The sequence below is a fragment of the Actinoallomurus soli genome, from assembly GCF_024055715.1.
GTDB lineage: Bacteria > Actinomycetota > Actinomycetes > Streptosporangiales > Streptosporangiaceae > Actinoallomurus > Actinoallomurus soli.
This window is the reverse complement of sequence record NZ_JAMXMV010000015.1, coordinates 68953-94394: the sequence shown is the minus strand read 5'-3', so window position 1 is coordinate 94394 and position 25442 is coordinate 68953. Positions and strand designations below refer to the sequence as shown.

General features: G+C 72.5%; 28 protein-coding genes. 15 read left to right on the top strand and 13 right to left on the bottom strand.

Features of this window, described 5'->3' with window-relative positions; genetic code table 11:
- Window positions 1–94 precede the first annotated feature (94 nt).
- A complete protein-coding gene (locus NDW01_RS30435; protein WP_252827770.1) occupies window positions 95–1993 on the top strand; it encodes a DEAD/DEAH box helicase in 1899 nt (632 codons plus the stop codon).
- A gap of 3 nt (window positions 1994–1996) precedes the next feature.
- Here the strand turns inward: NDW01_RS30435 and NDW01_RS30430 are convergent, their stop codons facing one another.
- Both NDW01_RS30430 and NDW01_RS30425 read right to left on the bottom strand, forming a co-directional pair.
- On the bottom strand, window positions 1997–3223 hold the full coding sequence (locus NDW01_RS30430) for a serine hydrolase domain-containing protein (protein ID WP_252827769.1): 1227 nt from the start codon (window positions 3221–3223) through the stop codon (window positions 1997–1999).
- A gap of 208 nt (window positions 3224–3431) precedes the next feature.
- On the bottom strand, window positions 3432–4373 hold the full coding sequence (locus NDW01_RS30425) for a LysR family transcriptional regulator (protein WP_252827768.1): 942 nt from the start codon (window positions 4371–4373) through the stop codon (window positions 3432–3434).
- 92 nt (window positions 4374–4465) lie between these two features.
- Here NDW01_RS30425 and NDW01_RS43200 point away from each other — a divergent pair, with 92 nt between their 5' ends.
- Complete coding sequence (locus NDW01_RS43200) at window positions 4466–4594, top strand: hypothetical protein (protein ID WP_256513450.1); 129 nt, start codon at window positions 4466–4468, stop codon at window positions 4592–4594.
- 75 nt (window positions 4595–4669) lie between these two features.
- Here NDW01_RS43200 and NDW01_RS30420 read toward each other — a convergent pair whose 3' ends face one another.
- Together NDW01_RS30420 and NDW01_RS30415 are read right to left on the bottom strand one after the other, a co-directional pair.
- The gene (locus tag NDW01_RS30420) at window positions 4670–5443 is read right to left on the bottom strand and encodes an SDR family NAD(P)-dependent oxidoreductase (protein ID WP_252827767.1); all 774 of its coding nucleotides are present in this window, start codon (window positions 5441–5443) and stop codon (window positions 4670–4672) included.
- Window position 5444: 1 nt separating this feature from the next.
- Window positions 5445–6290, bottom strand: a complete 846-nt coding sequence (locus tag NDW01_RS30415) for an SDR family NAD(P)-dependent oxidoreductase (protein ID WP_252827766.1) — start codon at window positions 6288–6290, stop codon at window positions 5445–5447.
- 95 nt (window positions 6291–6385) lie between these two features.
- Between NDW01_RS30415 and NDW01_RS30410 the strand changes: the two genes are divergently transcribed.
- Window positions 6386–6976, top strand: coding sequence for a TetR/AcrR family transcriptional regulator (locus NDW01_RS30410; protein WP_252827765.1), 591 nt, complete (start codon window positions 6386–6388; stop codon window positions 6974–6976).
- Window positions 6977–7281: 305 nt separating this feature from the next.
- Here the strand turns inward: NDW01_RS30410 and NDW01_RS30405 are convergent, their stop codons facing one another.
- A complete protein-coding gene (locus tag NDW01_RS30405) occupies window positions 7282–7488 on the bottom strand; it encodes a hypothetical protein (RefSeq protein ID WP_252827764.1) in 207 nt (68 codons plus the stop codon).
- On the opposite strand from NDW01_RS30405, the gene NDW01_RS30400 reads away from it, so the two are divergent.
- From NDW01_RS30400 to NDW01_RS30365, 8 genes are all read left to right on the top strand, one after another.
- On the top strand, window positions 7474–7674 hold the full coding sequence (locus tag NDW01_RS30400; protein WP_252827763.1) for a hypothetical protein: 201 nt from the start codon (window positions 7474–7476) through the stop codon (window positions 7672–7674). The two genes, NDW01_RS30405 and NDW01_RS30400, sit on opposite strands and share 15 nt — an antisense overlap.
- Window positions 7675–7738: 64 nt before the next feature.
- A complete protein-coding gene (locus NDW01_RS30395) occupies window positions 7739–8491 on the top strand; it encodes an SDR family NAD(P)-dependent oxidoreductase (RefSeq protein ID WP_252827762.1) in 753 nt (250 codons plus the stop codon).
- Window positions 8488–9483, top strand: a complete 996-nt coding sequence (locus NDW01_RS30390) for an amidohydrolase family protein (protein WP_252827761.1) — start codon at window positions 8488–8490, stop codon at window positions 9481–9483. The genes NDW01_RS30395 and NDW01_RS30390 overlap by 4 nt, the downstream gene beginning before the upstream one ends.
- A 298-nt stretch (window positions 9484–9781) precedes the next feature.
- Window positions 9782–11068 (top strand): FAD-dependent oxidoreductase, encoded by a 1287-nt coding sequence (locus NDW01_RS30385; protein WP_252827760.1) that lies wholly within the window; start codon window positions 9782–9784, stop codon window positions 11066–11068.
- A gap of 54 nt (window positions 11069–11122) precedes the next feature.
- A complete protein-coding gene (locus NDW01_RS30380; protein WP_252827759.1) occupies window positions 11123–12226 on the top strand; it encodes a PP2C family protein-serine/threonine phosphatase in 1104 nt (367 codons plus the stop codon).
- Between the two features lie 46 nt (window positions 12227–12272).
- Complete coding sequence (locus tag NDW01_RS44030) at window positions 12273–13385, top strand: PP2C family protein-serine/threonine phosphatase (RefSeq protein WP_252827758.1); 1113 nt, start codon at window positions 12273–12275, stop codon at window positions 13383–13385.
- A gap of 41 nt (window positions 13386–13426) precedes the next feature.
- Window positions 13427–13858: an ArsR/SmtB family transcription factor gene (locus NDW01_RS30370; protein ID WP_252779158.1), complete on the top strand. Its 432-nt coding sequence runs from the start codon at window positions 13427–13429 to the stop codon at window positions 13856–13858.
- Window positions 13855–14862 (top strand): cation diffusion facilitator family transporter, encoded by a 1008-nt coding sequence (locus NDW01_RS30365; protein WP_252827757.1) that lies wholly within the window; start codon window positions 13855–13857, stop codon window positions 14860–14862. Before NDW01_RS30370 ends, NDW01_RS30365 begins: the two co-directional genes overlap by 4 nt.
- A gap of 50 nt (window positions 14863–14912) precedes the next feature.
- Here the strand turns inward: NDW01_RS30365 and paaE are convergent, their stop codons facing one another.
- The 6 genes from paaE to paaZ all read right to left on the bottom strand — a co-directional run bounded on the left by paaE (window position 14913) and on the right by paaZ (window position 20754).
- Window positions 14913–16001 carry a 1,2-phenylacetyl-CoA epoxidase subunit PaaE gene (paaE, locus tag NDW01_RS30360; RefSeq protein ID WP_252827756.1) on the bottom strand — a complete coding sequence of 363 codons (1089 nt, stop codon included), beginning with the start codon at window positions 15999–16001 and terminating at the stop codon, window positions 14913–14915.
- Entirely contained in the window at window positions 16002–16505 is a 504-nt protein-coding gene (gene paaD / locus NDW01_RS30355) for a 1,2-phenylacetyl-CoA epoxidase subunit PaaD (RefSeq protein WP_308211822.1), read from the bottom strand.
- Complete coding sequence (paaC, locus tag NDW01_RS30350) at window positions 16499–17365, bottom strand: 1,2-phenylacetyl-CoA epoxidase subunit PaaC (RefSeq protein WP_252827755.1); 867 nt, start codon at window positions 17363–17365, stop codon at window positions 16499–16501. Before paaC ends, paaD begins: the two co-directional genes overlap by 7 nt.
- Window positions 17366–17375: 10 nt before the next feature.
- Complete coding sequence (paaB, locus tag NDW01_RS30345) at window positions 17376–17696, bottom strand: 1,2-phenylacetyl-CoA epoxidase subunit PaaB (RefSeq protein ID WP_252827754.1); 321 nt, start codon at window positions 17694–17696, stop codon at window positions 17376–17378.
- A gap of 71 nt (window positions 17697–17767) precedes the next feature.
- Window positions 17768–18706 (bottom strand): 1,2-phenylacetyl-CoA epoxidase subunit PaaA, encoded by a 939-nt coding sequence (paaA, locus tag NDW01_RS30340; RefSeq protein ID WP_252827753.1) that lies wholly within the window; start codon window positions 18704–18706, stop codon window positions 17768–17770.
- Window positions 18703–20754, bottom strand: a complete 2052-nt coding sequence (gene paaZ / locus NDW01_RS30335; RefSeq protein ID WP_252827752.1) for a phenylacetic acid degradation bifunctional protein PaaZ — start codon at window positions 20752–20754, stop codon at window positions 18703–18705. The genes paaA and paaZ overlap by 4 nt, the downstream gene beginning before the upstream one ends.
- 63 nt (window positions 20755–20817) lie before the next feature.
- Here paaZ and NDW01_RS30330 point away from each other — a divergent pair, with 63 nt between their 5' ends.
- A complete protein-coding gene (locus NDW01_RS30330; RefSeq protein WP_252827751.1) occupies window positions 20818–21492 on the top strand; it encodes a TetR/AcrR family transcriptional regulator in 675 nt (224 codons plus the stop codon).
- A 5-nt stretch (window positions 21493–21497) separates the two neighbouring features.
- On the opposite strand, the gene NDW01_RS30325 is transcribed toward NDW01_RS30330, so the two are convergent.
- Window positions 21498–22064, bottom strand: coding sequence for a TetR family transcriptional regulator (locus NDW01_RS30325; RefSeq protein WP_252827750.1), 567 nt, complete (start codon window positions 22062–22064; stop codon window positions 21498–21500).
- Between the two features lie 88 nt (window positions 22065–22152).
- Between NDW01_RS30325 and NDW01_RS30320 the strand changes: the two genes are divergently transcribed.
- Together NDW01_RS30320 and NDW01_RS30315 are read left to right on the top strand one after the other, a co-directional pair.
- Window positions 22153–23064, top strand: coding sequence for an SDR family oxidoreductase (locus NDW01_RS30320; RefSeq protein WP_252827749.1), 912 nt, complete (start codon window positions 22153–22155; stop codon window positions 23062–23064).
- 33 nt (window positions 23065–23097) lie between these two features.
- Window positions 23098–23847, top strand: a complete 750-nt coding sequence (locus NDW01_RS30315) for an HAD family hydrolase (protein ID WP_252827748.1) — start codon at window positions 23098–23100, stop codon at window positions 23845–23847.
- On the opposite strand, the gene NDW01_RS30310 is transcribed toward NDW01_RS30315, so the two are convergent.
- The gene (locus tag NDW01_RS30310) at window positions 23848–24225 is read right to left on the bottom strand and encodes a MerR family transcriptional regulator (RefSeq protein ID WP_252827747.1); all 378 of its coding nucleotides are present in this window, start codon (window positions 24223–24225) and stop codon (window positions 23848–23850) included.
- Between the two features lie 117 nt (window positions 24226–24342).
- Here NDW01_RS30310 and NDW01_RS30305 point away from each other — a divergent pair, with 117 nt between their 5' ends.
- Window positions 24343–25416 carry an alkene reductase gene (locus tag NDW01_RS30305; protein ID WP_252827746.1) on the top strand — a complete coding sequence of 358 codons (1074 nt, stop codon included), beginning with the start codon at window positions 24343–24345 and terminating at the stop codon, window positions 25414–25416.
- Window positions 25417–25442 lie beyond the last annotated feature (26 nt).

The following is a 25442-nucleotide window of genomic DNA, read 5'->3' as shown; positions in this document are numbered from 1 at the left end:
GGTCCTTACAGGAACGCTCCAACCCGGGGTGCGGTCGAACGGCGCCGACCGGGACGGTGTAGGCGTAGAGGTGAGCTTTGGGAAGGACCAGTCGATGATGACCCCCAACGAGTCCGACGGCGTGACCGACCGCGACACGACGGGCGATGGCGTGACCGACGGTGGTACCGCCGGTGACGATGTGACCAACCGCGGTACGGCCGGTGACGGTGTGACCGACGGTGGTACGGCCGGTGACGGTGTGACCGACGGTGGTACGGCCGGTGACGGTGTGACCGACGGTGGTACGGCCGGTGACGGTGTGAGCGACGACGGCGGCGCCGTGACCTTCGCGGACCTGCCGTTGCGGCCGGAGCTGCTGAACGCGCTGTCCGGGCTGGGTTACGAGGAGCCCACCCCCATCCAGCGCGAGGCGATCCCGCCGCTGGTGGAGGGCAGCGACCTCGTCGGCCAGGCCGCGACGGGGACCGGCAAGACCGCGGCGTTCGCGCTGCCGATCCTGCAGCGGATGCCCGAGGACGGCCGGGGTGCCGGACCGGTGGCCCTCGTCCTCGTGCCGACCCGTGAGCTGGCCGTCCAGGTCTCCCAGGCGTTCCACCGGTACGGGCGGGGCATGGGCGTGCGCGCGCTGCCGATCTACGGCGGCCAGCCGATCGGATGGCAGATCAAGTCGATCGAGCGCGGGGTCGACGTCGTGGTGGCCACGCCGGGCCGGGCCCTCGACCACATCGGCCGCGGCACCCTCAAGCTGGAGACCGTCCGCGCCGTCGTGCTCGACGAGGCCGACGAGATGCTCGACATGGGCTTCGCCGAGGACATCGAGGCGATCCTCCAGGAGACCCCGGAGGACCGTCAGACCGTGCTGTTCTCGGCGACGCTGCCGCCGCGCATCGAGGGCATCACCGGGCGTTACCTGCGCGAGCCGGTCCGGATCCAGATGGGCCGGGAGGCGCCGGCGCCCGGCGAGGCGCCGAAGGTGCGCCAGGACGCGTACGTCGTGGCCCGCGCGCACAAGCCGGCGGCCCTCGGCCGGCTCCTCGACGTCGAGTCGCCCGCCGCCGCGATCGTCTTCTGCCGTACGCGCGAGGAGGTCGACCAGCTCACCGAGAGCCTGAACGGCTCCGGCTACCGCGCCGAGGCGCTGCACGGCGGGATGAGCCAGGAGCAGCGGGACCGGGTCATGAGCCGGCTGCGCAACGGCACCGCCGAACTGCTCATCGCCACCGACGTGGCCGCGCGCGGACTCGACATCGAGCAGCTCACCCACGTCGTGAACTACAACGTCCCCTCCGCGCCCGAGTCGTACGTGCACCGCATCGGCCGGGTCGGCCGCGCGGGCCGCGAGGGCGTCGCGATCACCCTCGCCGAGCCGCGCGAGCACCGGATGCTCAAGGCGATCGAACGCCAGACGAAGCAGCGGATCACCGTGCAGAAGGTCCCCACCGTCGCCGACCTGCGGGCCCGTCGCTTCGACCTGACCCGCGCGGCGCTGCGCGAGAGCCTCCTCGAGGACGACCTGGAGCACTTCCTCGCCATCGTCGAGCCGCTCGCCGAGGAGTTCGACGTCATGGAGGTGGCGCTGGCCGCGGTGAAGCTCGCGTACGACTCCAGTGGGGCGACGGTCGACGAGGAGGAGATCCCGGAGGTCGCCTACAAACCCGGCCGGGACGGGCGCGACGGGCGCGAACGAAGGGACGGCGGCCGCCGTGACCGGCGAGGGCGTGGTCCCGCGCAGGGCATGACCCGGCTGTTCGTCGGAGCGGGCCGCAGCGCCGGCATCCGGCCGCAGGACCTGGTCGGCGCGATCGCCGGCGAGTCCCGGCTGGCCGGGCGCGACATCGGCACCATCGAGATCGCCGACCGGTTCTCCCTCGTCGAGATCCCCGAGGGGGCGGCGGACGACGTCATCAAGGCCCTCCGCAGGACCACGATCAAGGGTCGCAAGCCCACCGTCCGCCGCGAACGCGACGCCGCCCCCCGCCGCCCCCGCTGAGGGTCAGCCCGAGGTGGGAGCGGCGAGTGACGGGTCGAAGGCGGCAGCGGCGATCTTCATGACGTAGGGCTGCTCCGAGCCGTCCTTGTTGCCCGTGGGGTTGAGCGAGTAGACGAGGACGCGGCGGAGGTCGCGGGTGGCGAACATCCCGCTGGTGTAGCCGGGGCGGGAGCCCGTCTTGCCCCAGCCGGTCAGGCCGTTCGGCAGCGTCGTCCGCATCAGGCCCGCGCTGTAACAGGCGCGGCCGGCGTCCGGCCCGATGCTGCAGTTGTTCTTGTCGGCGTACTCCACGTTCGGCACGGTGAACATCGCGCCGAGCACGGACCGGGGCACCACGCGGCCCTGGAAGACGGCGCGGATGAAACGGGTGAGATCGTCCGCGCTGGAGATCATTCCGCCTTCGGCCCACGGGTAGGGGCTCTGCTCGGACACGTCGTGCAGCACGGTCGTGCCGTTCGCGGTCACCGCGACGTAGCCGTGGGAGTGGGGGCCCGGAAGGCGCGGGTCGCGTCGGTCCAGGACGTACGTGGCGTTGAGGTGCAGTGGCCGGAGGATCCGCCGCTGCACCTCGTCGGCGTAAGACCGCCCGGTCACCTTCTCGATGAGCAGTCCGGCGACGAAGTAGTTGATCCCGTTGTAGCGCTGGCGGGTGCCGGGCGGGAAGTCCATCGGGTACTTCATCGTGTCGGCGACGATCTCCTGGGGCGTCCAGCTGTCGAAGCGGTGGTCCACGAACCACTGGTTCGGGTCGCCCTCCGGCTCGCCGAGGCTGCCGCCGTGCGGCAGCCCGCTGGTGTGGTCGAGGATCTGCCGTACGGTGACCTCGGGGTAGGACGCGGGCAGGAGGCCCGGCAGGTAGGACTGGACGGACCGGTCGAGGTCCACCTTGTGCTCGGCGGCGAGCTGCAGGACGACCGCCGCGGTGAACACCTTGGAGATGCTGCCGGCCCGGAACCGGCCGTCCGCCGGAACGGGCGTCCCGGTCCGTACGTTCCCGACGCCGGAGGTGCCGCTCCAGTGGCCGGCGGGCCCGGTGATCTTCACCATCGCACCCGTCACCGTCGCGTTCGGCAGCCCGGCGATGGCCGCGCGCAGCGCCGCCGGGTCCAGCGGCGGCAGCGTTCCCGTGGCCGGGGGAGCGGCCGAGGCCGTCGTGGCGCCGCCGATGACGGAGGCGGCCAGGAGGGCCCCGGCGAGTGCGAGTGATCTTCTCGTCCGTGAAGGCTTCATGGACTTGATTGAACCGACGGGCGAGCGCGACGCCCATGGCGCGGGCTTCCGTCTCCGGGGTGACGCCAGCTACACCGCTCTCCTGGGGCGAGTGGCAGGACGAGCCCTCCGACCAGGCCGTACGCCCCCGGGCGCCGGGGCCATGAGGGCACCGCCCTCGGGTTCTGGGATCGGACGGCGATCCGTCAGGTGCGGCCTCGCGGGCGGATCACTCTCCGCGCGTGACGCCCGGGCGTACGGAGGTCAGCCCGTCGGCGGCGGAGCGCAGGGCGTCGAGGACGGCGCGCACCGACGGCCGTACGTCGCCGCCGCGCCGCGTCCAGACGAGCACGCGGCGCCGTACGTCGGCGTCGGCCAGGTCGCGGATCGCGATGCCGGACTGGTCGGTGAACCGGACCAGTTCGGGGAGCAGCACGATCGCCTGGCCGTGGGCGGCGAGGGCGAGGATGACCAGCAGGTCGTTGGAGCGGTACCGGATCTCGGGCCGGAAACCGCCGTGCTCCACGCAGAGCCGCTCGGTCAGCTCCGCGTGCGCGGTCCCCGGATGCCCGGACGCCCACACCTCGCCCGCCAGGTCGGCCACCCGTACCGGCGCCTTCGTGGCGGCCAGGCGGTGCCCGGCGGGCAGGATCAGCCGGGTCGGCTCGGTCAGCAGCAGCTCGTCGGTCAGCCCGGCGGTGCGCGGGCGCCGGACGGCGTCGTACTGGTTGCTGATCACCAGGTCGACCTCCTGCAGTACGAGGGCCTGCAGGGCGCGCTCGAACTCGTCGTCGAGGACCTCGACGACGAGGTCCGGGTAGCGCGTCGACAGGGCGTCCAGCGCGGGCGCCACCAGATTGAGCAGCGCGGTCTGGAAGGCGACGATCCGCACGGTCCCGGCCACCATCCCGGACGCGGCCCGCGCGGCCTCCTCCGCCTGCCGGGCCTGGGCGAGCAGGCCGTCGGCGGCGCGGGCCAGGGTCTCGCCGGCCTCGGTCAGCCGCAGGCGGCGCCCCACCCGTTCGGTGAGCCGCACTCCGACGTCCTTCTGCAGCTGGGCCAGCTGCTGGGAGACCGCCGAGGGGCTGTAGCCGAGCGCGTCGGCGACCGCGCCGACCGTACCGCGCAGTTGAAGTTCGCGAAGCACCCGCAACCGGACGAGGTCGATCATTCAGGAGAGCTTACAGATTCCATGCAGTAAAGCTCGCTGGACCTTCATGGTTGAGAGGCGGAAAATGTAAGGAGCAACAGAGAAGAAGACTGATGACCGAGGAGAGTTTCACCATGTGGATCGTGCTCGCGCTGCTCATCGCCCTCGCAGTTCTGGGCCCCCTCGCGGGCGCGGACAGCCGCGACGGCTCAGACTGGGCTCGCACCGACTTCCCCCGCTGACGCACCGCCCGGCCGGTCCTCGCCGCCTTCACCCGGCGGCGGCTGACCGGCCCGGCCCTCGTCGCGAACGCGGAATCAGCGAACGGTCAGTCCACCGTCGACGGCGAGGATGATGCCGGTGGTCCACTGTGCCCGGGAGGAGGCGAGGTAGGCCGCGGCCTCCGCGATGTCCTGGGGCCGGCCGATCCGCCCCAGGGGATAGGCGATTGAGACCTGCTGGTCATGCGTCTCGCGTTGCTGAGGGCTCATCCGCCCCAGGTAGGCGTGTTCGTAAGTGGGGGTGTGTACGGCGCCGGGGGCGATGGCGTTGACACGGACACCGGACGGGCCGAGTTCGTTGGCCAGGGCCCGTGTCATGGAGTTGATCGCGCCGCGAGTGGCGGAATAGGCCGCCGAGGAGCGGCCGGCCGCCATCTTGTGCGCCCAGTAACTGCTGATGTTGATGATGCTGCCCCGAGCGAGGATCAGCGCGTCCAGGAGAGCCCGGCTGAGCAGGAAGGGCACCTTGACGTTCAGCTGCCACATGGCGTCGAACTCCTCGGTGGAGGTGTCGCGCAAGGATCCGAAGTGTGCCGTTCCGGCGTTGTTCACGAGGGTGTCCACCCGGTCGGTCAGGGCCAGGATCTGCTGGGCGACCGGTGTGACGGCGCCGGGATCGGACAGGTCGGTGGCCAGGGTGTGCACGCTGGTGCCGTGCTGCAGCAGGGACTTGCGAGCCGCCTCCAGTCTGCCGGGGTCGCGTGCGACCAGAATCAGGTCGGCGCCCTGGGCCGCCAAGGCGCCGGCGATGGCGTAGCCGAGGCCGTCACTGCCCCCGGTGACGACCGCGGTGTTCGTGTTCTCCGGCACGTCAGTCTCCAAAACGGTGGTCGGAGGACAGGCTCAGTGCCTCGTGCCTGTCCAGATCTTCCAGTTGTGCGGTGCGGGCGCGCCGGATGGCGGCCAGGGCGTCGCTGCCCAATGGCAGACGTAGCGGCGGCCGGTCCATTCCGGCCACGGCGTACAGGGCGTCGGCGATGCGGGCGGGGTCGCCCCGCCGGCTTTCCGCGTCGGCGCCGATCGCCGAGAGCGCCTGACGGACCGGGGCGTAGTCGGCGATGGTGGTCCGCCCTGCAGCGCGGTCGGTCCACCGTCGGCGGAAGTCGGTCCGGGCCGCGCCGGGTTCGACGATGGTGAGATGGACACCGAGGGGGGCCAGTTCGGCGGCCAGGGAGACGGAGATGCCTTCCAGAGCGTGCTTGCTGCCGGTGTAGGCGCTCATTCCGGCCGCTGCGCTCTGCCCGGCGATGGAGCTGATCTGCAGGACGTGCCCCCGGCGGGCGGCCCGTAGGTAGGGCAGGGTCGCGCGCAGGACGTTGACAGGGCCGAAGACGTTGACGTCGAACTGGGCACGCAGGTCCTTCTCGTCGAGTTCCTCCAGCGGGCCGGGGAGGGCGTAGCCGGCGTTGTTGACGACCACGTCGAGCCTGCCGAAGGCGCCGACGGTGTCTTCGACCGCCTGCCGCACCTGGGCGGGATCGGTGATGTCGGCGCGGACCGCGAGCAGCCGGCCGGGGTGGCCTTCGGCCGGCAGGGCCAGGCGCTCCGGGCTGCGCGTCACCGCGATCAGCCGTTCCCCGGCGCCGAGGACCCGTTCGGTGACCGCGCGGCCGAGGCCACCCGCCGCGCCCGTGACCAGCCACACACGTGAGGACATGGCGACACCCTTTCGCTAAATGGACAGATCCTGTCCACTTAACGGCAGCGTACGGAAGTGGACGACTGCTGTCCACTTCTGGGTATGGTGACGGCATGCCATCCGAGGGAGCCGCCGGTGAGACACCGGTGAAAGCGCCGCGTGCCGACGCGCAACGCAACGCCGGACTGGTCCTGGCCGGGGCCCGGCGCGCTGTCGCCGTCCACGGACTCGGCGTCAGCTACCACGAGATCGCACGGCTGGCCGGCGTGGGCGTCGGCACGGTCTATCGACGGTTCCCTCAACGGGATCAGCTCATGGCGGCCGTACTGCTCGACATCCTCGACGAGTTGATCGACGAAGCGGAACGCGCCCTCGAGTGCCCCGACCCGTGGGAGGGCTTCACCGGCGTCTTCACCAGTCTCGCGCTGCGCGCCCGTGAGAACGCCGGTCTGTCAGGGTCCCTCGACGAACAGGGCGGCCCCCGCGTCGCCGCACAGCGCCGTCGTCTCCTGGACCTTCTGCACCGCGTCACTGAACGTGCTCACCGGGCCCGGGTTCTGCGCGACGACGTGAGCTGGGAGGACATCCCGTTCCTGGCCCAGGCCGCGACCCCGACGGGGTGCGTCCTGGATGTGCCCGCCGGGCCTCAGCAGGCGCAGCGGGCCATCACCGTCATCCTCGACGGCCTTCACACTCCGAGCTGAGTGATCCGCGCGCCGGGGCGGCCTCCAGCGGAGAAGGTGCCGGGGTTCTGCCGCAGGCCACCGCGCCGGGGCCCGGCAGTCGGCATCGGATGGCGGCGGCCGCCTCCGGCGGTCTGGGGCACCCGGCGGTTGGAAGATCTTGCGCGTACTCCCGTCACATCCCGGCGGTCTGTCCGGTCTCCCCGGCGACGGATGAGGTCGAGCCGATGAGACGGCCGGGTCGACACCCTCACCTGTGCCGCAGCGCAGCGGCGACGGACGGCGGGATCAGAGCAAGTACTCGAGCTCGCGGGTCTCCCGTTCAATCATGCCTTCAGGTTATCGCCGAAGATCGAAGCGGTCTTGGACATCGGTGGCGTACGCCATCGAGAATCAACAGCATGATTCAGCATACGATGCTCGTTTCCTTCGATCAGCCCCTCCCTGACACCGAGCTCGATCAGTACCTCGCGGATATCGAACGGGTCATGCTTGACGCCGGTTTCGCTCAGTCGGTCGTGACGCGGCGTCACCTCCCGATCCCGGGCGAGGAGTCGATTCCGGCGCTGATCGCGACCGCGATCGTGCAGGTGACCGTGGCCGACCTGGACGCGCTGGCGAAGGGATTCACCGCGCCCGGCCTGCATGAGGTCATCGACCGCTGGCAGTCGCGGCACCCGTACAAGGTCGCCTGGGCGAACCACGAGCCGCTGGCATGAGCGAGCGGAGCGAGCGAATCAACGACACAGCGCCTCTGATCACTCCCCCGGCGAAGGAGGGCCCATGAGCGCGATGTCCGGAAGGGCGGGGCTGGTCACCGGCGCCGGCAGTGGGATCGGCCGCGCGGCGGCGCTGGAGTTCGCCCGGAACGGTGCCGCGGTCGCCGTGCTCGACATCGACGAGAGCACGGCGGCCGAGACCACCGAGATGATCAGGAGGGACGGCGGGGAGGCGCTTGCCGTCGCCGTCGACATCGCCGACGAACGTTCCGTCCAGGCGGCCGTCGAGCGCACGGTCGCGGCGTACGGCGGCCTGGACTTCGCCGTGAACAACGCCGGCCTGGCCTCCCACCACCGGCGGCTCGATGAGATGACCCTGGAGGAGTTCGAGCGCGTCGTCCACGTCAACTTGGCCGGGACGTTCCTGTGCATGAGGTACGAGCTGCCCGCCCTGCGGCGGCGCGGCGGCGGCGCGATCGTCAACGTCGCCTCCAACGGCGGCCTGTACGCGATCCCGACCGCCCCCGCCTACGTGGCGGCCAAGCACGGCGTCGTCGGGCTGACCAAGGTCGCCGCGGTCGACTACGCGCCGGACGGCATCCGGGTCAACGCCGTCTGTCCCGGCCCGACCCTCACCCCCGGGTTCGAGGAGGTGGCGGCCGGCACCGACATGATCGGGCGGCAGGCGGCGATCACCCCGCTCGGCCGGCTGGCCACCCCGGAGGAGGCCGCCGCGGCGGCGGTCTGGCTCTGCACCGACGCCGCGTCCTTCGTCACCGGGATCGCGCTGTCGGTCGACGGCGGACGGCGGGCATGAGGGTCATCGCGGTCGAGGAGCACCTGGCCACCGAGGCGTTCCTGCGCGTCGCGCACGGACTGGACGTCGTGCCGGGCGACGAGACCGAGATCGACCTGATGCGCACGATCGAGGACCCACCCGAGTTCCGCGCCCGGCTCGTCGATCTCGATGCCCGGCTGCGGGAGATGGACGCGCTGGGGCAGGACATGGCGGTGCTCAGCCTCAACCCGCCCGGGGTCCAGCCCTACCCGGCGGCCGACGCCGTGCCACTGGCCCGGGACTTCAACGACGCGCTGGCCGCGATCGTACGGCGGCATCCGGCGCGGTTCGGCGGGCTGGCCACCGTGGCGCCGCAGGATCCGGTCGCCGCAGCCGCCGAGATCGAGCGGGCCATGGGCCCGCTCGGACTCAACGGCATCATGATCAACTCGCATACGGGCGGGCGCTACCTGGACGAGCCGGGGTTCGCGCCGCTCCTGGAGGCGGCCGAGGCGAGCCGAGCGCCGATCTACCTGCACCCACGGGCGCCGAGCATGCTCGCCGCCTACCGGGACTACGGGCTGCCCGGAGCGATCTGGGGCTACCAGGCCGAGGCCGGGCTGCACGCCATGCGGCTCATCCTCAGCGGTACGCTCGACCGTCACCCCGGCCTGACCGTCGTGCTCGGGCACCTCGGCGAAGGCATCCCGTACTGGCTGCGGCGGATCGACAACCGGCACGCGTTCGCGACGCGGACGGCCGGGGCGGCCACGCCGATGCCACGCCTGTCGCTCACGCCGAGCGAGTACTTCCGGCGCAACTTCGTGATCACCACGAGCGGCATCGACGATCCGGACGTGCTCGGGCTGGCCCTGCGCGCGGTCGGCGCGGACAGGATCATGTTCGCGATCGACTACCCGTACGAGGACCCGGCGGCCGCCGTGGCCTTCCTGCGGGACGTGCCGCTGACCGGCGAGCAGCGGACGGCGATCGCCCACCGCACGGCCGAGCGCGTGTTCGGCATCGCCTAGGCCGGGTCCGCACCGGGACCGCCTCGCCGGCGGTCCCCACGCGGACCTCCTCGCAGTGCGACCGGCCACCTCCGGGCACGCGACGCGGGCGGCAGGACCTCGCGTGATCGCGCCGAGGGTTCTCGCCGTGAGAACGACGTGAACTCTCGGCGCCGATGGCCTGGCCGGTGCCCGGACGACGCCGCAGACGCGCGGACGCCGGCCGGTGGCGGACGGTCCGGGTTCACGGGTGCCCGGTCCGGGTATGGGCCACGACGGCGTCCGTACGTCATCGTCCCGACGAGGCGGGGAACCTGAGATGCCGGAAGCTCAGACAACGACCTGTGCCATCGCGGGCGGTGGCCCCGCCGGGATCACGCTCGGCCTGCTCCTGGCGCGCGCCGGGGTGCGGACGACGGTCCTGGAGAAACACGGGGACTTCCTCCGCGACTTCCGGGGCGACACGGTCCATCCGTCCACGCTGCGGGTGCTCGACGAGATCGGGCTGGTCGGCGAGCTGGAGGGTCTCCCGCACCGGAAGCTGACGACGTTGCGGATCGGGACGGACACGCGGCCGCTGATCGATGCTGACCTCACGCGGTTCACCCGGTGGCGGTACCGCCACATCGCGATGATCCCGCAGTGGGACCTGCTGACCCTGCTGGTCGAGCACGCGCGGCGGTACCCGGCGTTCCGCCTGCTGATGAACGCCGAGGTCCTCGGCCCGATCGAACAGGGCGGCGCGGTGCGCGGACTCCGCTACCGCGATCCCTCGGGCGAGCACGAACTGCGGGCGGTTCTCACCGTGGCGGCGGACGGCCGCCGGTCCGACCTGCGGAAGGCGGCCGGCATGGTCCCCACGGAGCTCGGCGCGCCGATGGACGTCCTGTGGCTGCGGATCTCCCGGCGGCCCGGCGACCGGAGCGGCCTCGGCGGCTACATCGGCCGGGGCCAGATGGCGGCGACGATCGACCGCGGGGACTACTGGCAGATCGCGTTCCTGATCCCGAAGGGGTCGTACGAGCGGGTCCGCGCTCAGGGGCTCCGGGCGCTGCGGGACCGGCTGGCGGCGCTGGCGCCGTTCCTGGCCGACCGGGTGGGGGAGATCGACGCCTGGGACAAGGTCGCCTTCCTCGAAGTCGGCCTGGACCGGCTCGCGCGCTGGGACCGGCCGGGTCTGCTCGCCATCGGGGACGCCGCCCACACGATGTCGCCGATCGGCGGTGTCGGCATCAACCTCGCCGTACAGGACGCCGTCGCGGCCGCCAACCTGCTGGCCGATCCGCTGTACCGCGCGCAGGCCGACCCGGCGCGGTTCGACCGTACGCTCAACCCCGGCCTGGTGCGCCGGGTCCAGCGCCGCCGGGCCGTCCCCACGATCGGCACCCAGACCGTGCAGCGGGTCGTCCAGAGCCGGATCATCGACCGGGCCCTCGGCGACGCCGAACCGCGCCTCCCCGCCGTCCTCGAGACCGCGGCGGGCAGGCGGCTGCTGTCCCAGGCGATGGCCCGGATCATGATCTACGGCCTGTTGCCGGAGCACGTCCGCACCCCCGAGCGGCGGGCCGGGACCGGGGCGCCCGTCGTCGAAGGCGTCCGGCGTTAGCGGTTCGGTGATGGTTCACCGCTGACCAGCGGGTACGCAGGGATGGTGCAACGGTTGAGTGCTGACCGTTCGGGTCGAGCACGGTCCCGGTGGCGGGGCCGCGCGCTGATGCTCCTGCCGTTCGCCCTGGTGATGGTGATCGGCGCGGCCGACCTCGTCAACGGGCCGCAGGTCCATCTCGGCCCGCTGCTCAGCGTGGCGACGGCGACGACGGCCTGCTTCGCCGGCCCCGGCGAGGTCGCCGTCATCGGGCTGGTGGCCGTCACGGCCTACGTGATCGTCGGCGTCTCGGAGACGTGGCGCGGTGTCGGGGAGTACGAGATGCAGCTCTCCTCGCTGATCATGATCATGGGCGTGATGATGTTCGTCTCCACCCTGCGGCAGCGGCACCGGCGGGAGCTGACGCTCGTGCGCTCGGTCGCCGAGACGGCCCAGCGGGTGCTGATGCGTCCCCTTCCGGCACGGGTCGGTCCGTTGCGGATCGCCTCGCTGTACCTGACCGCCGAACAGGAGGCGCGGATCGGCGGCGACCTGTACGGCGCGGCGCGCATCGCACGGGGCACGCGGTTGATCATCGGGGACGTCCGGGGCAAGGGCCTGGCAGCCGTCGACACCGCCGCCCTGGTGGTGGGGGCCTTCTGGGCCGCCGCCCACCAGCGGTCGGCGCTCCGCGACCTGCTCGCCTTCCTGGACGGCGCCGCCGCCGTCGATCCCGTCCCGGCGGACGGCGGCGGGCCGGGCTGGGGGGAGCGGTTCGTCACCGCCGCCGTGCTGGACGTCCCCGATGAGAAGCCGTGCGTGCACGTCGTGAACCGCGGGCATCCGCCGCCTCTGCTCCTGGCGCATGGAGAGGTCACGGAGCTGATCGCGACGCGGCCCGCGCCGCCGCTCGGCCTGGGCGACCTCGCCCCGGAGGACGCCCTGGTCGACACCTTCCCGTTCGGTCCCGGCGACGTCCTGTTCCTCTACACCGACGGCGTGATCGAGGCCCGCGCCGCCGACGGCGCGTTCTACCCGCTCCAGGAGCGCCTGCGCATGCTGGACGAGCACGACCCCGGGCGGCTCGTCGAGCGCCTGCACGCGGACCTGTGCGCGTACACCGACGAGATGCTGAACGATGACGTCGCGATCATCGCGATCAAGCGGACGCCCGCGTAGCGACGTCCCGGTGTCGGCGCGTGCCCGCAGCGGGTACGCAGGGATGGTGCGACGGATCCGACACCCCCGTACGGCCGGCCCGCGGGTGTGGTGGCGGGGCCGTGCGCTGATTCTGCTGCCGCTGGCGCTGATCGGGCTGATCGTGGTGGCGGACATCGCCACCGGGCCCCGGATCCACCTGGGCCCGCTGCTGATCGTGGGGCCGGCGCTCACGGCATCCTTCGCCGGGCCGGTGGAGGTCGCGCTGATCGGGATGGCGGCGATCGGCGCCGACGTGCTCGTGGCCGCGCACGACCGCTGGCGAGGACTCCCGGAGTACGAGTCGCACGTGATCTCCCTGTTCCTGGTGTCGGCCTTGATCGTGTTCTTCTCCGCCGTACGCCGGCGGCATCAGCGGCAACTCGCGATCGTGCGCTCGGTCGCCGAGACGGCCCAGCGGGCGCTGATGCGCCCCCTGCCCGAGCGGATCGGCCCGTTGCGGATCGCCTCGCTGTACCTGACCGCCCAGGAGGAGGCCAGGATCGGCGGTGACCTGTACGGCGCGGCGCGGATCACGCGGGGGACGCGGTTGATCATCGGGGACGTCCGGGGCAAGGGCCTGGCCGCCGTCGACAGCGCCGCGCTGGTCATGGGGGCGTTCTGCGCGGCCGCCCACCGGCGGTCGGCGCTGCACGAGCTGCTCGCCTTCCTCGACGGCGCCGCCACCGTCGAGCTCACCACACTGGAGGAGGAAGGAGCGAATTCGGGCGAGAACTTCGTCACCGCCGCCGTACTGGACATCCCCGACGAAGAGCCGCAGGTGCACATCGTGAACCGCGGGCATCCGCCGCCCCTGCTGCTGACGCGCGGACGGGTCAGGGAGCTGCGGGCGACGCGGCCCGCGCCGCCGCTCGGCCTGGGGGAACTGGCCGAGTCGGACTCCCATGTCGACTCGTTCCCGTTCCGGCCCGGTGACCTGCTGCTCCTGTACACCGATGGCGTGATCGAGACCCGTGACGCCGACCACGTGTTCTATCCCCTCCGGGACCGTCTGCTCGCGTGGGAGGAGGACGATCCGGCCCGGCTCGTCGAACGCCTGCACGCGGACCTGTGCGCCTACGCGGCGGAGAGGCTGGAGGACGATGTCGCCGTGATCGCCGTCAAGCGGGTGCCGGAGTAGGAGGGTTGGCGACGCTCCGCGCCCGTCATAGGGTGCAACGTATGAGCAATCGTTCAGATGACCAGGTGGTCGTGGGTCTCGAGTCCTGCGCGGTGCGCGTCGTGGACCCCGGCCGCGTCGCGACCGTGTGCGCGTCCATGCCGCCCGCGAACGACGTCGCCGAGGTCGCCGACGTCTTCGGGCTGCTCGCCGACCCCGGCCGATTGAAGGTTCTGGTCGCCCTGCTGGAGGGCGAGATGTGCGTCTGCGACCTGGCGGCGGTCGCCGGCGCCAGCGAGTCGGCCGTCTCCCACCATCTGCGGTTGCTCCGCGCCCACCGGGTCGTCCAGGCGCGCAGGTCCGGGCGGATGGCCTACTACCGGCTCGCCGACGCGCACGTGCGCATGCTGTTGGACGTCGCCCTCACCCACATCGGCCACGCCCCGGCTGCCGCCCACCCCGAGCGCCGCCAGACCGAGGGAGACGTGACATGAGCGAGCACAGCGCCCACGACGCGCACGGCGAAGAGCACGACCACGCCGGGTCCGCCGACGGCCACGCGGGCCACGCCCACGGCATCGGCGAGGACGCCGACGCCCGCCTGCTGAGCGGGGCGCTCGGCCTGATCGTCGCGTTCATGGCCGGTGAGGTCGCCGTCGGCGTGCTGGCGGGCTCACTGGCGCTGATCTCCGACGCGGCGCACATGCTGACCGACGCCGCGTCCATCGCGCTGGCGCTGGTGGCGATGCGGCTGGCCGCCAAGCCGCCGCGGGGCGGTTACACGTACGGCCTGAAGCGCGCCGAGATCCTCTCCGCCCAGGCCAACGGGCTCTCCCTGCTGCTGCTGTCGGCCTGGCTGACCTATGAGGCGATCCGGCGGCTGATCAGCCCGCCGCAGGTGACCGGCGGCCTCGTGCTCGTCACCGCGCTGGTCGGCATCGTCGTCAACGTCGGCGCCACCTGGCTGATCTCCCGCGCCGACCGCACCAGCCTCAACGTCGAGGGGGCCTTCCGGCACATCCTCACCGACGCGTACGCCTTCATCGCCACGGCCGTCGCCGGGCTGGTCATGCTGATGACCGGGTTCGCCCGCGCCGACGCGATCGCCTCCCTGGTCGTGGTCGTCCTGATGGTGAAGGCGGGGCTCGGGCTGGTGCGCGAGTCGGGGCGGATCTTCCTCGAGGCCGCGCCGGCCGGCGTCTCCCCGGAGCAGGTCGGCAGGGCCCTGGCCGCCCGCCCGTACGTCACCGAGGTGCACGACCTGCACATCTGGCAGATCACGGCGGGGATGACCGCGGCCTCCGCGCACGTCCTGGTCGCCCCGGGGGAGGACTGCCACGCCGTACGCGCCGATCTGGAGGCGGTCCTGGCCGAGTACGGGATCACCCACACGACGTTGCAGGTCGACCACAACCCCGACCCGCTGCTGTCGATCGGCCGGCGGCCGGAGGAGCACTGCGGCGACTCCCACGGCCCCGCCCACCGGCCCGAAGACTAGGGCCTGTCGCGAAGCCCCGCTGTCCTACGGACGGGACTCTGACACATGCCCTAGGCGTCGTAGTCGAGGCCGACGCGGTCGGACAGCGGTGTCGACTGGCAGGTGAGCACGAATCCGGCGTCGACCTCCGACTCCTCCAGGGCGAAGTTGCGCCGCATGTGGACCTTGCCGTCGGTGACCCTGGCCCGGCAGGTGCCGCAGACACCGCCCTTGCAGGCGAACGGCAGGTCGGGCCGGACCCGCTGCATCGCATCCAGCAGCGGGGTGTCGCGCGGCACGGCGGCCGTCGTCGCGCGGCCGTCCAGGAGGATCGTCACCTCGCTGGTGGCGCCGTCGGGCGCGGCGTCCTCGTGGCGGACCGGCACGGGCGGCACGTCGTCGACGAAGAACAGCTCCCGGTGGACCCGGCCCGCCGGGACGCCCTCCTGGTCGAGCACGGCCCGCAGGTCCTCGACCATCGCGTACGGGCCGCACAGCCACCAGTGCGCGACGTCCGCGAGCGGGGGCAGCAGCGCGCGCAGCGCGGTGAACTTGGCCGCGTCCAGCCGCCCGGTGAACAGCTCGGTCTCCAGCGGCTCGCGGGACAGGACGTGAACGAGCTCCAGGCGGTCGAGGTGGCGGTCCTTCAGGTCGGCCAGCTCGTCGGCGAACATCACGGTGTCCGCGCGCCGGTTCGCGTACAGCAGGGTCGCGGTGGCCGCCGGGTCGCGCAGGACCGTGGCGGCGATCGACAGGATCGGCGTGATGCCGGATCCGGCGGCGACGAACACGTGGTGCCCCGCCGTCTCGTCGCCGGGCGTGAATCCACCGGTCGGCGGGCCGACCTCGATCTCGTCGCCGGGGCGCACCCGCCGTACGAGCCAGGAGGAGAACAGCCCGTCCGGGACCTCGCGGACGCCGACACGCGGGGCGGCGCCCTCGGCCGCACAGATGGAGTACGACCGCCGCTCCTCCCGGCCGCCGACCTCACGGCGCAGCGTCAGCGACTGGCCCGCGCGGAAGACGTACACGTCACCGAGCTCCGGCGGGACGTCGAACGTCACCGCCACCGCGTCGGCGCACAGCCGCTCCACCGACGCGACCCGCAGCCGGTGGAACCCTCCGCGCGCCCGCGCGGGCGCCGGTGTGCTGACGGTCACCTAGATCTCCTTGACGTGCTCGAACGGTTCGAGACAGGCACGGCACCGGCGCAGCGCCCGGCACGCGGTCGCGCCGAACGCCGAGGTCTCCTCGGTGTCGGCGGACCCGCAGCGCGGGCACCGGACCGTGAGCACGGTCGGGCCGAGGGCGAGCGGGATCGGCCCCTCCGCGCGGCGCGGGGCGGCGCCGGGCGGCGCGATGCCGGCCTCGGCGAGCCTGCGGCGGCCCGCCGCGCTGATCCAGTCGGTGCTCCACGGCGGGTGCAGCACCGTGCGCACCTCGACCTGCTCGTGGCCCGCCGCGCGCAGCGCGCGGATCAGGTCGGCGCGCATGGCGTCCATCGCGGGGCAGCCGGAGTAGGTCGGGGTGATGGTCACGACGACCCGGCCGTCCTCCTCGGTCACGTCGCGCAGCACGCCGAGGTCGGCGAGCGTGAGCATGGGCAGCTCCGGGTCGGTGACCGTCTCGGCCACCGCCCGCGCGTCCGTCACCGTGGTCACCACGTCGCCTCCGGGAGCGCGCGGGCCACGCTCTGCAGCTCGGCGAGCAGCGGCGCGAGGGCCTCGGTGTGCGTGCCGCGCCGCCCGCCCGGCTCCAGCGGCGCTTCGGGACGGCGCAGGGTCGCCGCCGTGAGCACCTGGTCGAGTACGGCGTCGAACTCGGCGCGCAGGCCGGCCGGGTCGGCGGCGACGCCCGCGCGGGCCAGGCGCTCCTCGACCTCGTGCGGCGTGAACAGCTCGCCGACCAGCGGCCAGAGCCGGTCGAGCCCGGCCTGCATCCGCCGGTGCGACTCGTCGGTGCCGTCGCCGAGGCGCACGGCCCACTGGGCGGCGTGGTCGCGGTGGTAGGCGACCTCCTTGACGCCCTTGGCGGCGATCGCGGCGAGGACCGGGTCGCGGGAGGGGATCAGTCGCTGCAGCAGCGCGAGCCGCCAGGTCGCGAACACCAGCAGCTTGGCGATCAGGTCGCCGAAGTCGCCGCGCGGCGTCTCGGCGAGCCGTACGTTCGCGAACTCCTCCGGCTCGCGGAAGTAGGCGTAGGCGTCCTCGCCGCGGCCGGTGCCGTCGGCGTGGCCCGCGCGGGCGTACAGCATGCGGGTCTGGCCGAGCAGGTCGAGCCCGATGTTGGCGAGCGCGACCTCCTCCTCCAGGTCGGGCGCGTTCGTGCACCACTCCTGCAGCCGGTGCGACATGACCAGGGCGTCGTCGCCGAGCATGAGGCAGTAGGCGGCCAGGTCGGCGGGGTCGACGTCCGGCGGGACGGTGGTGTCGACGCCGGCGAGGGGGTCGGCGAACCCGGTACCGAAGGCCCACCGCGCGTCGCCGTCGCCGCTCAGGGCCTCGTAGACGTTGTCGAAGGACATGACGCTCCGATCACATGTGCGGCACGTCGTCGGGGATGTCGTAGAAGGTCGGGTGCCGGTAGACCTTGTCCGCCGACGGCGCGAAGAACGGGTCCTTCTCGTCGGGGCTGGACGCCGCGATGTGCGACGCCTTCACCACCCAGATGCTCACGCCCTCGTTGCGGCGGGTGTACAGGTCCCGTGCGTTGCGCAGGGCCATCTCGTCGTCCGGCGCGTGCAGTGAGCCGACGTGGACGTGGTTGAGCCCGCGCTTCCCGCGCACGAACACCTCGTACAGATCGCTCCCTGCCGGATTGCGCTCGCTCCGCGAGCGCGGTGAGCGAGCGCCCAACGCGTCGTCTTCCCTCGTCGCTCTGGTCGCTTCGCTCCCGGCGCTCCTCAGTCCAGACGACGCGCGCTCGCTCATCGGTCCCTCCGCTTCGCGGCGTGGGCGGCGGCGGCCTCGCGGACCCACGCGCCCTCCTCGTGAGCGCGGCGGCGCCGGGCGACGCGCTCGGCGTTGCACGGGCCGTCGCCGCGCAGTACCCGCTTGAACTCGTCCCAGTCGATCGGGCCGAAGTCGTGGTGGCCGCGCTCGGCGTTCCACCTCAGGTCGGGGTCGGGGAGCGTGACGCCCAGCGCCTCGGCCTGCGGCACCGTCATGTCGACGAACCGCTGGCGCAGTTCGTCGTTGGTGTGCCGCTTGATCTTCCAGGCCATCGACTGCGCGGTGTTCGGCGAGTCCGCGTCGGGCGGCCCGAACATCATCAGGCTCGGCCACCACCAGCGGTCCACCGCGTCCTGGACCATGGCCCGCTGGGCGCCGGTGCCGCGCATCATCGTCATCAGCAGCTCATAGCCCTGCCGCTGGTGGAACGACTCCTCCTTGCAGATGCGGATCATCGCGCGGGCGTACGGGCCGTACGAGCTGCGGCACAGCGGCACCTGGTTGCAGATCGCGGCCCCGTCGACGAGCCAGCCGATCACCCCGACGTCGGCGTACGTGAGCGTCGGGTAGTTGAAGATCGAGGAGTACTTCTGCCGCCGCTCGATCAGCCGGGTCGTCAGGTCGGCCCGGTCGACGCCCAGGGTCTCGGCGGCGGAGTAGAGGTACAGGCCGTGGCCCGCCTCGTCCTGCACCTTGGCGAGCAGGATCGCCTTGCGCCGCAGCGAGGGCGCCCGGGTGATCCAGTCGCCCTCCGGCTGCATGCCGATGATCTCCGAGTGCGCGTGCTGCGCGATCTGCCGGATCATCGTGGCCCGGTAGGCGTCCGGCATCCAGTCGCGCGGCTCGATCCGCTGGTCCCGCTCGATCGTGTGCTCGAAGTGCCGTTCGAGGCTCTCCTCGGCCACGACGGTCATGAGGCCTCCTTCGCCACCAGGGTCAGCACGTCGTACTTGGCCACCGACTCGCCGGTCTGGTTGGTCACGTCGGCGTCCCAGCGCACCTCGCCGTAGTCGGCGTTCGCCCGTGGGGTGATCTGCTTGGCGGTCAGCGTCACGGTCAGCTCGTCGCCCGGCTTGACGGGAGTGAGGAACCGGAGGTTCTCCAGGCCGTAGTTGGCCAGGACGGGCCCCGGCTCGGGGGAGACGAACAGCCCCGCGGCCAGCGACACCACCAGGTAGCCGTGCGCGACGATCCCGCCGAACAGCGGGTTCGCCTTCGCCGCCTCCTCGTCGGTGTGCGCGTAGAACGTGTCGCCGGTGAACTCCGCGAAGTGGTCGATGTCCTCCAGCGTGACCGTGCGGGGCCCGGCGGTCACCGCATCGCCGACCCGCAGCTCCGCCAGGGACTTGCGGAACGGGTGCACGCCCTCGCCGGTGCCGGACACGTGCGTACGCCGCGGCGCGCCGGCGACCCAGCGGCCGGTCACCGCGCTCAGCGTCGCCGGGTCGGCCTGGACGGCGGTGCGCTGCATGTGGTGCAGCACGCCGCGCAGGCCGCCCATCTCCTCGCCGCCGCCCGCGCGGCCGGGCCCGCCGTGGACGAGGCCGGGCAGCGGCGAGCCGTGCCCGGTGGACTCCTTCGCGTCGTCGCGATCGAGGACGAGGATCCGGCCGTGCCACGGAGCGAGGCCGAGCACGATCTCCCGGGCGAAGCCGGTGTCGGCGGTGACCACCGACCCGGCGAGGCTGCCCCGGCCGCGCGCGGCCAGCTCGATCGCCCGCTCCGCCGAGTCGTACGGCAGGAGCGTCGACACCGGCCCGAACGCCTCCACCTCGTGCGGCTCGGTGCGGTCCGGGTCGTCGCAGCGCAGCAGCATGGGCGAGACGAACGCGCCCCGGTCGGCGTCGGCGCCGACCACCTCGACGTGGTCGGGGTCGCCGAAGATCAATGTCGCGGCGCCGCGCAGGGCCTTGACCGCCCGGCGGACCTCCTCCCGCTGGTCGAGGCTCGCCAGGGCGCCCATCCGCACGTCCTCGCGCGACGGGTCGCCGACGGTGACCTTGGCCAGCCGCTCGCGGACCGCCGCCGCGACGTCGTCCATCAGCTCGGCCGGGACGAGGGCCCGCCGGATCGCGGTGCACTTCTGCCCGGCCTTGACCGTCATCTCGGTGACGAGCTGCTTGACGTACAGGTCGAACTCGGGCGTGCCGGGCCGGGCGTCCGGCCCGAGGATCGAGCAGTTCAGCGAGTCGGCCTCGGCGGTGAACCGCACCGCCTCGCGGACGATCGCCGGGTGCGCGCGGAGCTTGCGCGCGGTGGCGGCCGAGCCGGTGAACGCGACCAGGTCCTGGTCGGTCACGTGGTCGAGCAGGTCGCCGGGCGGGCCGCAGACGAGCTGCACGGCGCCCTCCGGCAGCAGGCCGGAGTCGACGATCAGCCGGACCAGCCGCTCGGTGAGGTACGCGGTCTGCTCCGCCGGCTTGATCAGGCTGGGCATCCCGGCCAGGAACGCGGGGGCGAGCTTCTCCAGCGGCCCCCACACGGGGAAGTTGAAGGCGTTGATCTGGACGGCGACGCCGCGCAGCGGGGTGCAGACGTGCTGCCCGACGAAGGTGCCGCCCTTGCCGAGCGGCTCGACCGGGCCCTCGACGTAGACGGTGTCGTTCGGCAGCTCGCGGCGGCCCCGGCTCGCGTACGCGAACAGCACGCCGATGCCGCCGTCGACGTCGAAGCGCGAGTCGTTCAGCGTGGCGCCGGTCCGGGCCGACAGCGCGTACAGCTCCTCGCGGTGCTCGCGCATGTGCGAGGCCAGCGCCTTCAGCAGGGCGGCGCGCTGGTGGAAGGTGAGCTCGCGCAGCGCCGGACCGCCGACGCGGCGGCCGTACTCCAGGGCGGCGGCCATGTCGATCCCCGCCGTGGAGACGCGGGCGATCTCCTCGCCGGTCGCCGCGTCGTGCAGCGGGATGCCCTCGCCCGTCGGCGCCTGCCACCGGCCGCCGACGTAGCTGTGCAGTGCGGTCATGGAGCCGGCCTCCAGGATCGATTAACTGACCGAATGGTAGGTAATTCATGCTACCGTGCGACCATGGCGGAGGGAAGGGGACGACCGGCTGACCGTGCGACCACGCCATCGGCCGCACCGTCGGGCACGCCGCCCGGAGCGCGGCGGACCAGGCGCGGCCGGCCCGGCCATGACCGGGAGTCCCTGCTGCGGGTCGCGGTCGCCCTGTTCAACGAGCGCGGCTTCGACGGCACGAGCATGGACGACCTCGCTCGCGAGCTCGGCGTCACCAAGGCCGCGATCTACCACCACGTCCCGGGCAAGCAGGAGCTGCTGCGGCTGGCCGTCGATCGCGCCCTCGACGGGCTCTTCGCGCTGGCCGACGAGCTGGACTCCGTCCCCGGGCGGGCGGTCGACCGCCTGGAGCACCTCGTACGGGGCAGTGTGACGGTCCTGGTGGGCCGGCTGCCCTTCGTCACGCTCCTGCTGCGGGTGCGCGGCAACACCCAGGTCGAGCGGGACGCCCTCGAACGGCGGCGGGAGTTCGACCGCATCGTCGCCGGGCTCGTCGCCGACGCCGTCGCCGACGGCGACCTGCGGAGCGACGTCGATCCGGCCACCACCGCCCGTCTGCTGTTCGGCATGGTCAACTCGCTGATCGAGTGGTACCGCCCGCAGGGCCACATCGGCGGCCCCGACCTCGCGGACGCCGTCGCCAAGGTCGCCTTCGACGGCCTCCGCACCCGCCCGACCGGCTGACGGGATCAGCCCGCGGCGGTGAGCTCCCGGAGCTGCGCCAGGGCGTCCTTGGCGAGCTGCTGGAACGGCGTCCGGTCCGGGTCGTCGACCCACTGCTCGAAGGCGACGTGCATGACGGTCGTGCACATGAGGGCGGTGAGGGCGGCGGCGGTGTCGCCGGCTCCCCGGGCGCACAGTGCCCGCGTCATGGCGGTGGCCATCGACCTGGCCTTGATCAGCTCGCGTTCCTGGAGCTCGGGACTCGAGGCGACGATCCGGTGCCGCAGGCCGGCGAACTCACGGCTCTCTTCGAACCGGACGGCGGCGGCGTCCAGCGCCGCGCCGATCAGGTCGAGAGGCGGGGCGGACGTAGGGGCGGCCTCGATGGCGGCCACCATCTGCTGCTCCAGGAGATCCGAGTTCCAGAACAGGACCTCGCGCTTGTCCGTGAAGTAGCGGAAGAACGTGCGTTTCGTCAGCCCCGCGCGTTCCGCGATCTCCGCGACGGTCGTCTCGTCGTACCCGCGCTCGCCGTAGAGGGCCATGGCCGCCTCCTGCAGCCGCGCCCGCGCGTCCGGCCGCCATCTCCCCATGGGAGAAGACTAGTCGATGTCACCTGGTGTCATGCCTCTGCTATGGTGATGGCACCAGGTGACATCACTCGCCCGAGGAGGGCTCACCATGCGTGTTTTCGTGACCGGAGCGTCGGGGCACATGGGCTCGGCGGTCGTGCCGGAGCTGCTGCAGGCGGGGCATCAGGTCGTGGGGCTGGCGCGTTCGGACGGCTCGGCCGAGGCGCTCACGGCCGCCGGCGCCGAGGTGCGGCGCGGCGACCTGGACGATCTCGACGGGCTGCGCGAGGCCGCCGCGGCGGCCGACGGCGTCATCCACCTCGCTTTCAAGCACGACCTGATGGGGGCCGGCGATATGGCCGCTGCGGTCGCCGCCGACCTCGCCGCCATCAAGGCGCTCGCCTCAGGGCTGGAAGGGACGGGCAAGCCGTTCGTCACCACCTCCGGAACGCTCATGCTCATCTCGGCGGGCATCACCGGGCGACCGGGCACCGAGGCCGATTTCGCCGACAGCGGTCCACGGGTCGACGCGGAGAACTTCGTGACCGGACTCGCCGAGCACGGCGTACGGTCCTCCGTCGTCCGGCTGCCCCCGATCGTGCACAGCACGCTCGACCGGCACGGCTTCGTGCACATCTTGATCGGCATCGCCCGTCAGTCCGGCGTGTCGGGATACGTGGAGGACGGGGCCAACCGGTGGCCCTCGGTGCACACGCTCGACGCGGCGCGGGTGTACCGCCTCGCCCTGGAGAGCGCGCCGGCCGGAAGCCGGCTGCACGCGGTCGCCGACGAGGGGATCCCCTTCCGCGACATCGCGGCGGCCATCGGGCGCGGCGTCGGCGTCCCCACGACGAGCATCGCCGCGTCGGACGCCGCCGAGCGGTTCGCCTTCCTCGGCCCCGCCGTGGGAGTGGACAACCCGACCTCCAGCGAGGTGACGCGCAAGGTGCTCGGGTGGGAGCCGGTGCATCCGGGACTCCTCGAGGATCTGGCGCAGGGGCACTACTTCCAGCAGGGCTGACCGGAGTTCCCGAATCCCTCCTAGGATGCCGGGATGGGGCCGATCCGGGCGGTGTTCTTCGACCTCGACGCGACGCTCATCGACTACGACCGGGCGGCGTGGCACGCGACCGTACGCCGGGTGTGCGCGGCGCTGACCGCCGATGCGGCGGAGCTCCACGCCGATCGGCTGTTCGACGCGTACACCCGTGCCTACGCCGGCCACCTGGGAGGGACCGAGGGGACCATCGCGCGCTCGCCGAGTGGATCCCCTGAGGCCCGCGCCATCTGGGGAGAGCTCTGGCGGCACGCCCTCTCGGCGTGCGGGTGCGAGAGCGAGCTCCTCGCCGAACGCGCGCTCGACCTCTACGTGCGCGACCGTAAGGGCGGTTACCGGCTGTTCGACGATGTCCTGGAGGTCCTCGTCGCCCTCCGGGAGCGCGTCGACGCCCTGGCCGTCGTCACCAACGGCCCCGCCGACGCCCAGCGGGACAAGCTGACGGCGACGGGGCTCGACCGCCACTTCGACGAGATCGTCGTGTCCGCCGAGATCGGCGTCGCGAAGCCGGATCAGGCGATCTTCGAGCTCGCCCTCGGCCGGTTGGGCGTCGGGCCGCAGTCGGTGTGGCACGTCGGCGACAGCCTCGCCACCGATGTCCTCGGCGCCCGGAACGCCCGGTTGGGCGCCGGTGTCTGGCTCAACCGGGCCGGTGCGGCGCGCCGGCCCGGGGACCCGGATCCCCGCCATGAGATCACGTCGCTGCGTGCGTTGCCGGGGCTCATCGATCAGCCGGCGCCGGAGTGATCAGCGGGCCGCCGGCGCGCGCAGCGTTTCGCGGTGTGCTCGTGCGATGGCCACCAGGTCGTCGAGCGCGTCCCGCGCGCGGATGAGCTCGGTGATGTGCTCCGACAGCCGGTCGCGCTCCTGGGCCATCCGCTCCAGCGCGGCGTCGGAGTGCTCCTCGCTCGGCGCGTCGGCGCAGGGCAGCACCTCGGCGATGGTGCGGCTGGACAGGCCCGCGGTGTACATCCGCTGGATGAACCCCACCCGCTCGACGTCGTCCTCCGTGTAGTGCCGTTGCCCGCTGGCGCTGCGGACGCTGGTGAGCAGGCCCTGCTCCTCGTAGTAGCGCAGGGACCGGACACTGACGCCGGTCCGTGCGGCGAGCTCCCCGATGCGCATGTCGTCGTCCTCCCCGGTTGTGACTCGCGCCACAACGCTTGCCTCTGACGTCAATGTCAGGTTTTAGCGTATCGCCGTGCCCGAGATCCGGGCACGGCGGAGCGGAGGAGTCCTGAGATGACGACCCTTTTCAGCAGCTACCGGCTCGGTGACCTGACGCTGCCGAACCGGCTCGTGATGGCGCCGATGACGCGGGTCCGGGCCGCCGCCGGCGGCCTGGCGACACCGTCGATGGCCACGTACTACGCCCAGCGGGCGACCGCCGGACTGATCGTCAGCGAGGGCGTGCAGCCGAGCCTGATCGGCCAGTCCAACCCCGGCACGCCGGGCCTGCACACCGATGAGCAGGTCGCCTCCTGGCGGCCCGTGACCGACGCCGTGCACGCCAACGGCGGGCGGATCTTCGCCCAGATCATGCACGGCGGCCGGGTCTCGCACTCCGACACCACCGGCCTGCAGCCGGTCGGGCCCTCGGCCGTGCCCGCCGTCGGCGACGTGTTCACGCCGACCGGCCCGCAGCCCGCGCCCATGCCACGCGCCCTGGAGACCGCCGAGGTGCCCGAGCACGCCCGGTCGTACGCCGAGGCCGCCCGCCGGGCCGTCGAGGCCGGGTTCGACGGCGTGGAGCTGCACGGCGCCAACGGCTACCTGATCTCCCAGTTCCTCTCGTCCAACGCGAACCTGCGCACGGACCGGTACGGAGGCTCGGTCGCGAACCGGATCCGGTTCGCGGTCGAGGCGGTGGCCGCGACCGTCGAGGCCGTCGGCGCGGCCCGGACCGGCATCCGGCTCTCCCCGGGCGGGACGTTCTGGGGCGTCGAGGAGACCGATGTTCCCGAGCTCTACACCGCGCTGCTGACCGAGCTGGCCCGCCTGGACCTCGCGTACGTCCACCTGGAGGCCACCGCCGAGGAAGAGGTGCTGGTCGCACTGCGCCGTGCCTGGCCGGGAACCCTGATCATGAACCCGGTCCTTCCCATGGGACCGAAGCAGACGAGCCGGGAGGACGCCGACCACTGGCTCGGGCTCGGCGCCGAGCTGATCAGCTTCGGGCGCGCCTTCATCGCCAACCCCGACCTGGTCGAGCGACTGCGCCTCGGACTCCCGATCGCCCCCGTCGACGAGGCCACGTACTACCAGGGCGGCGACGCGGGGTATCTGACCTACCCGGCCTACCAGCACACGGCCTGACGCCCGTCCCAGGTCAGGGCACATCC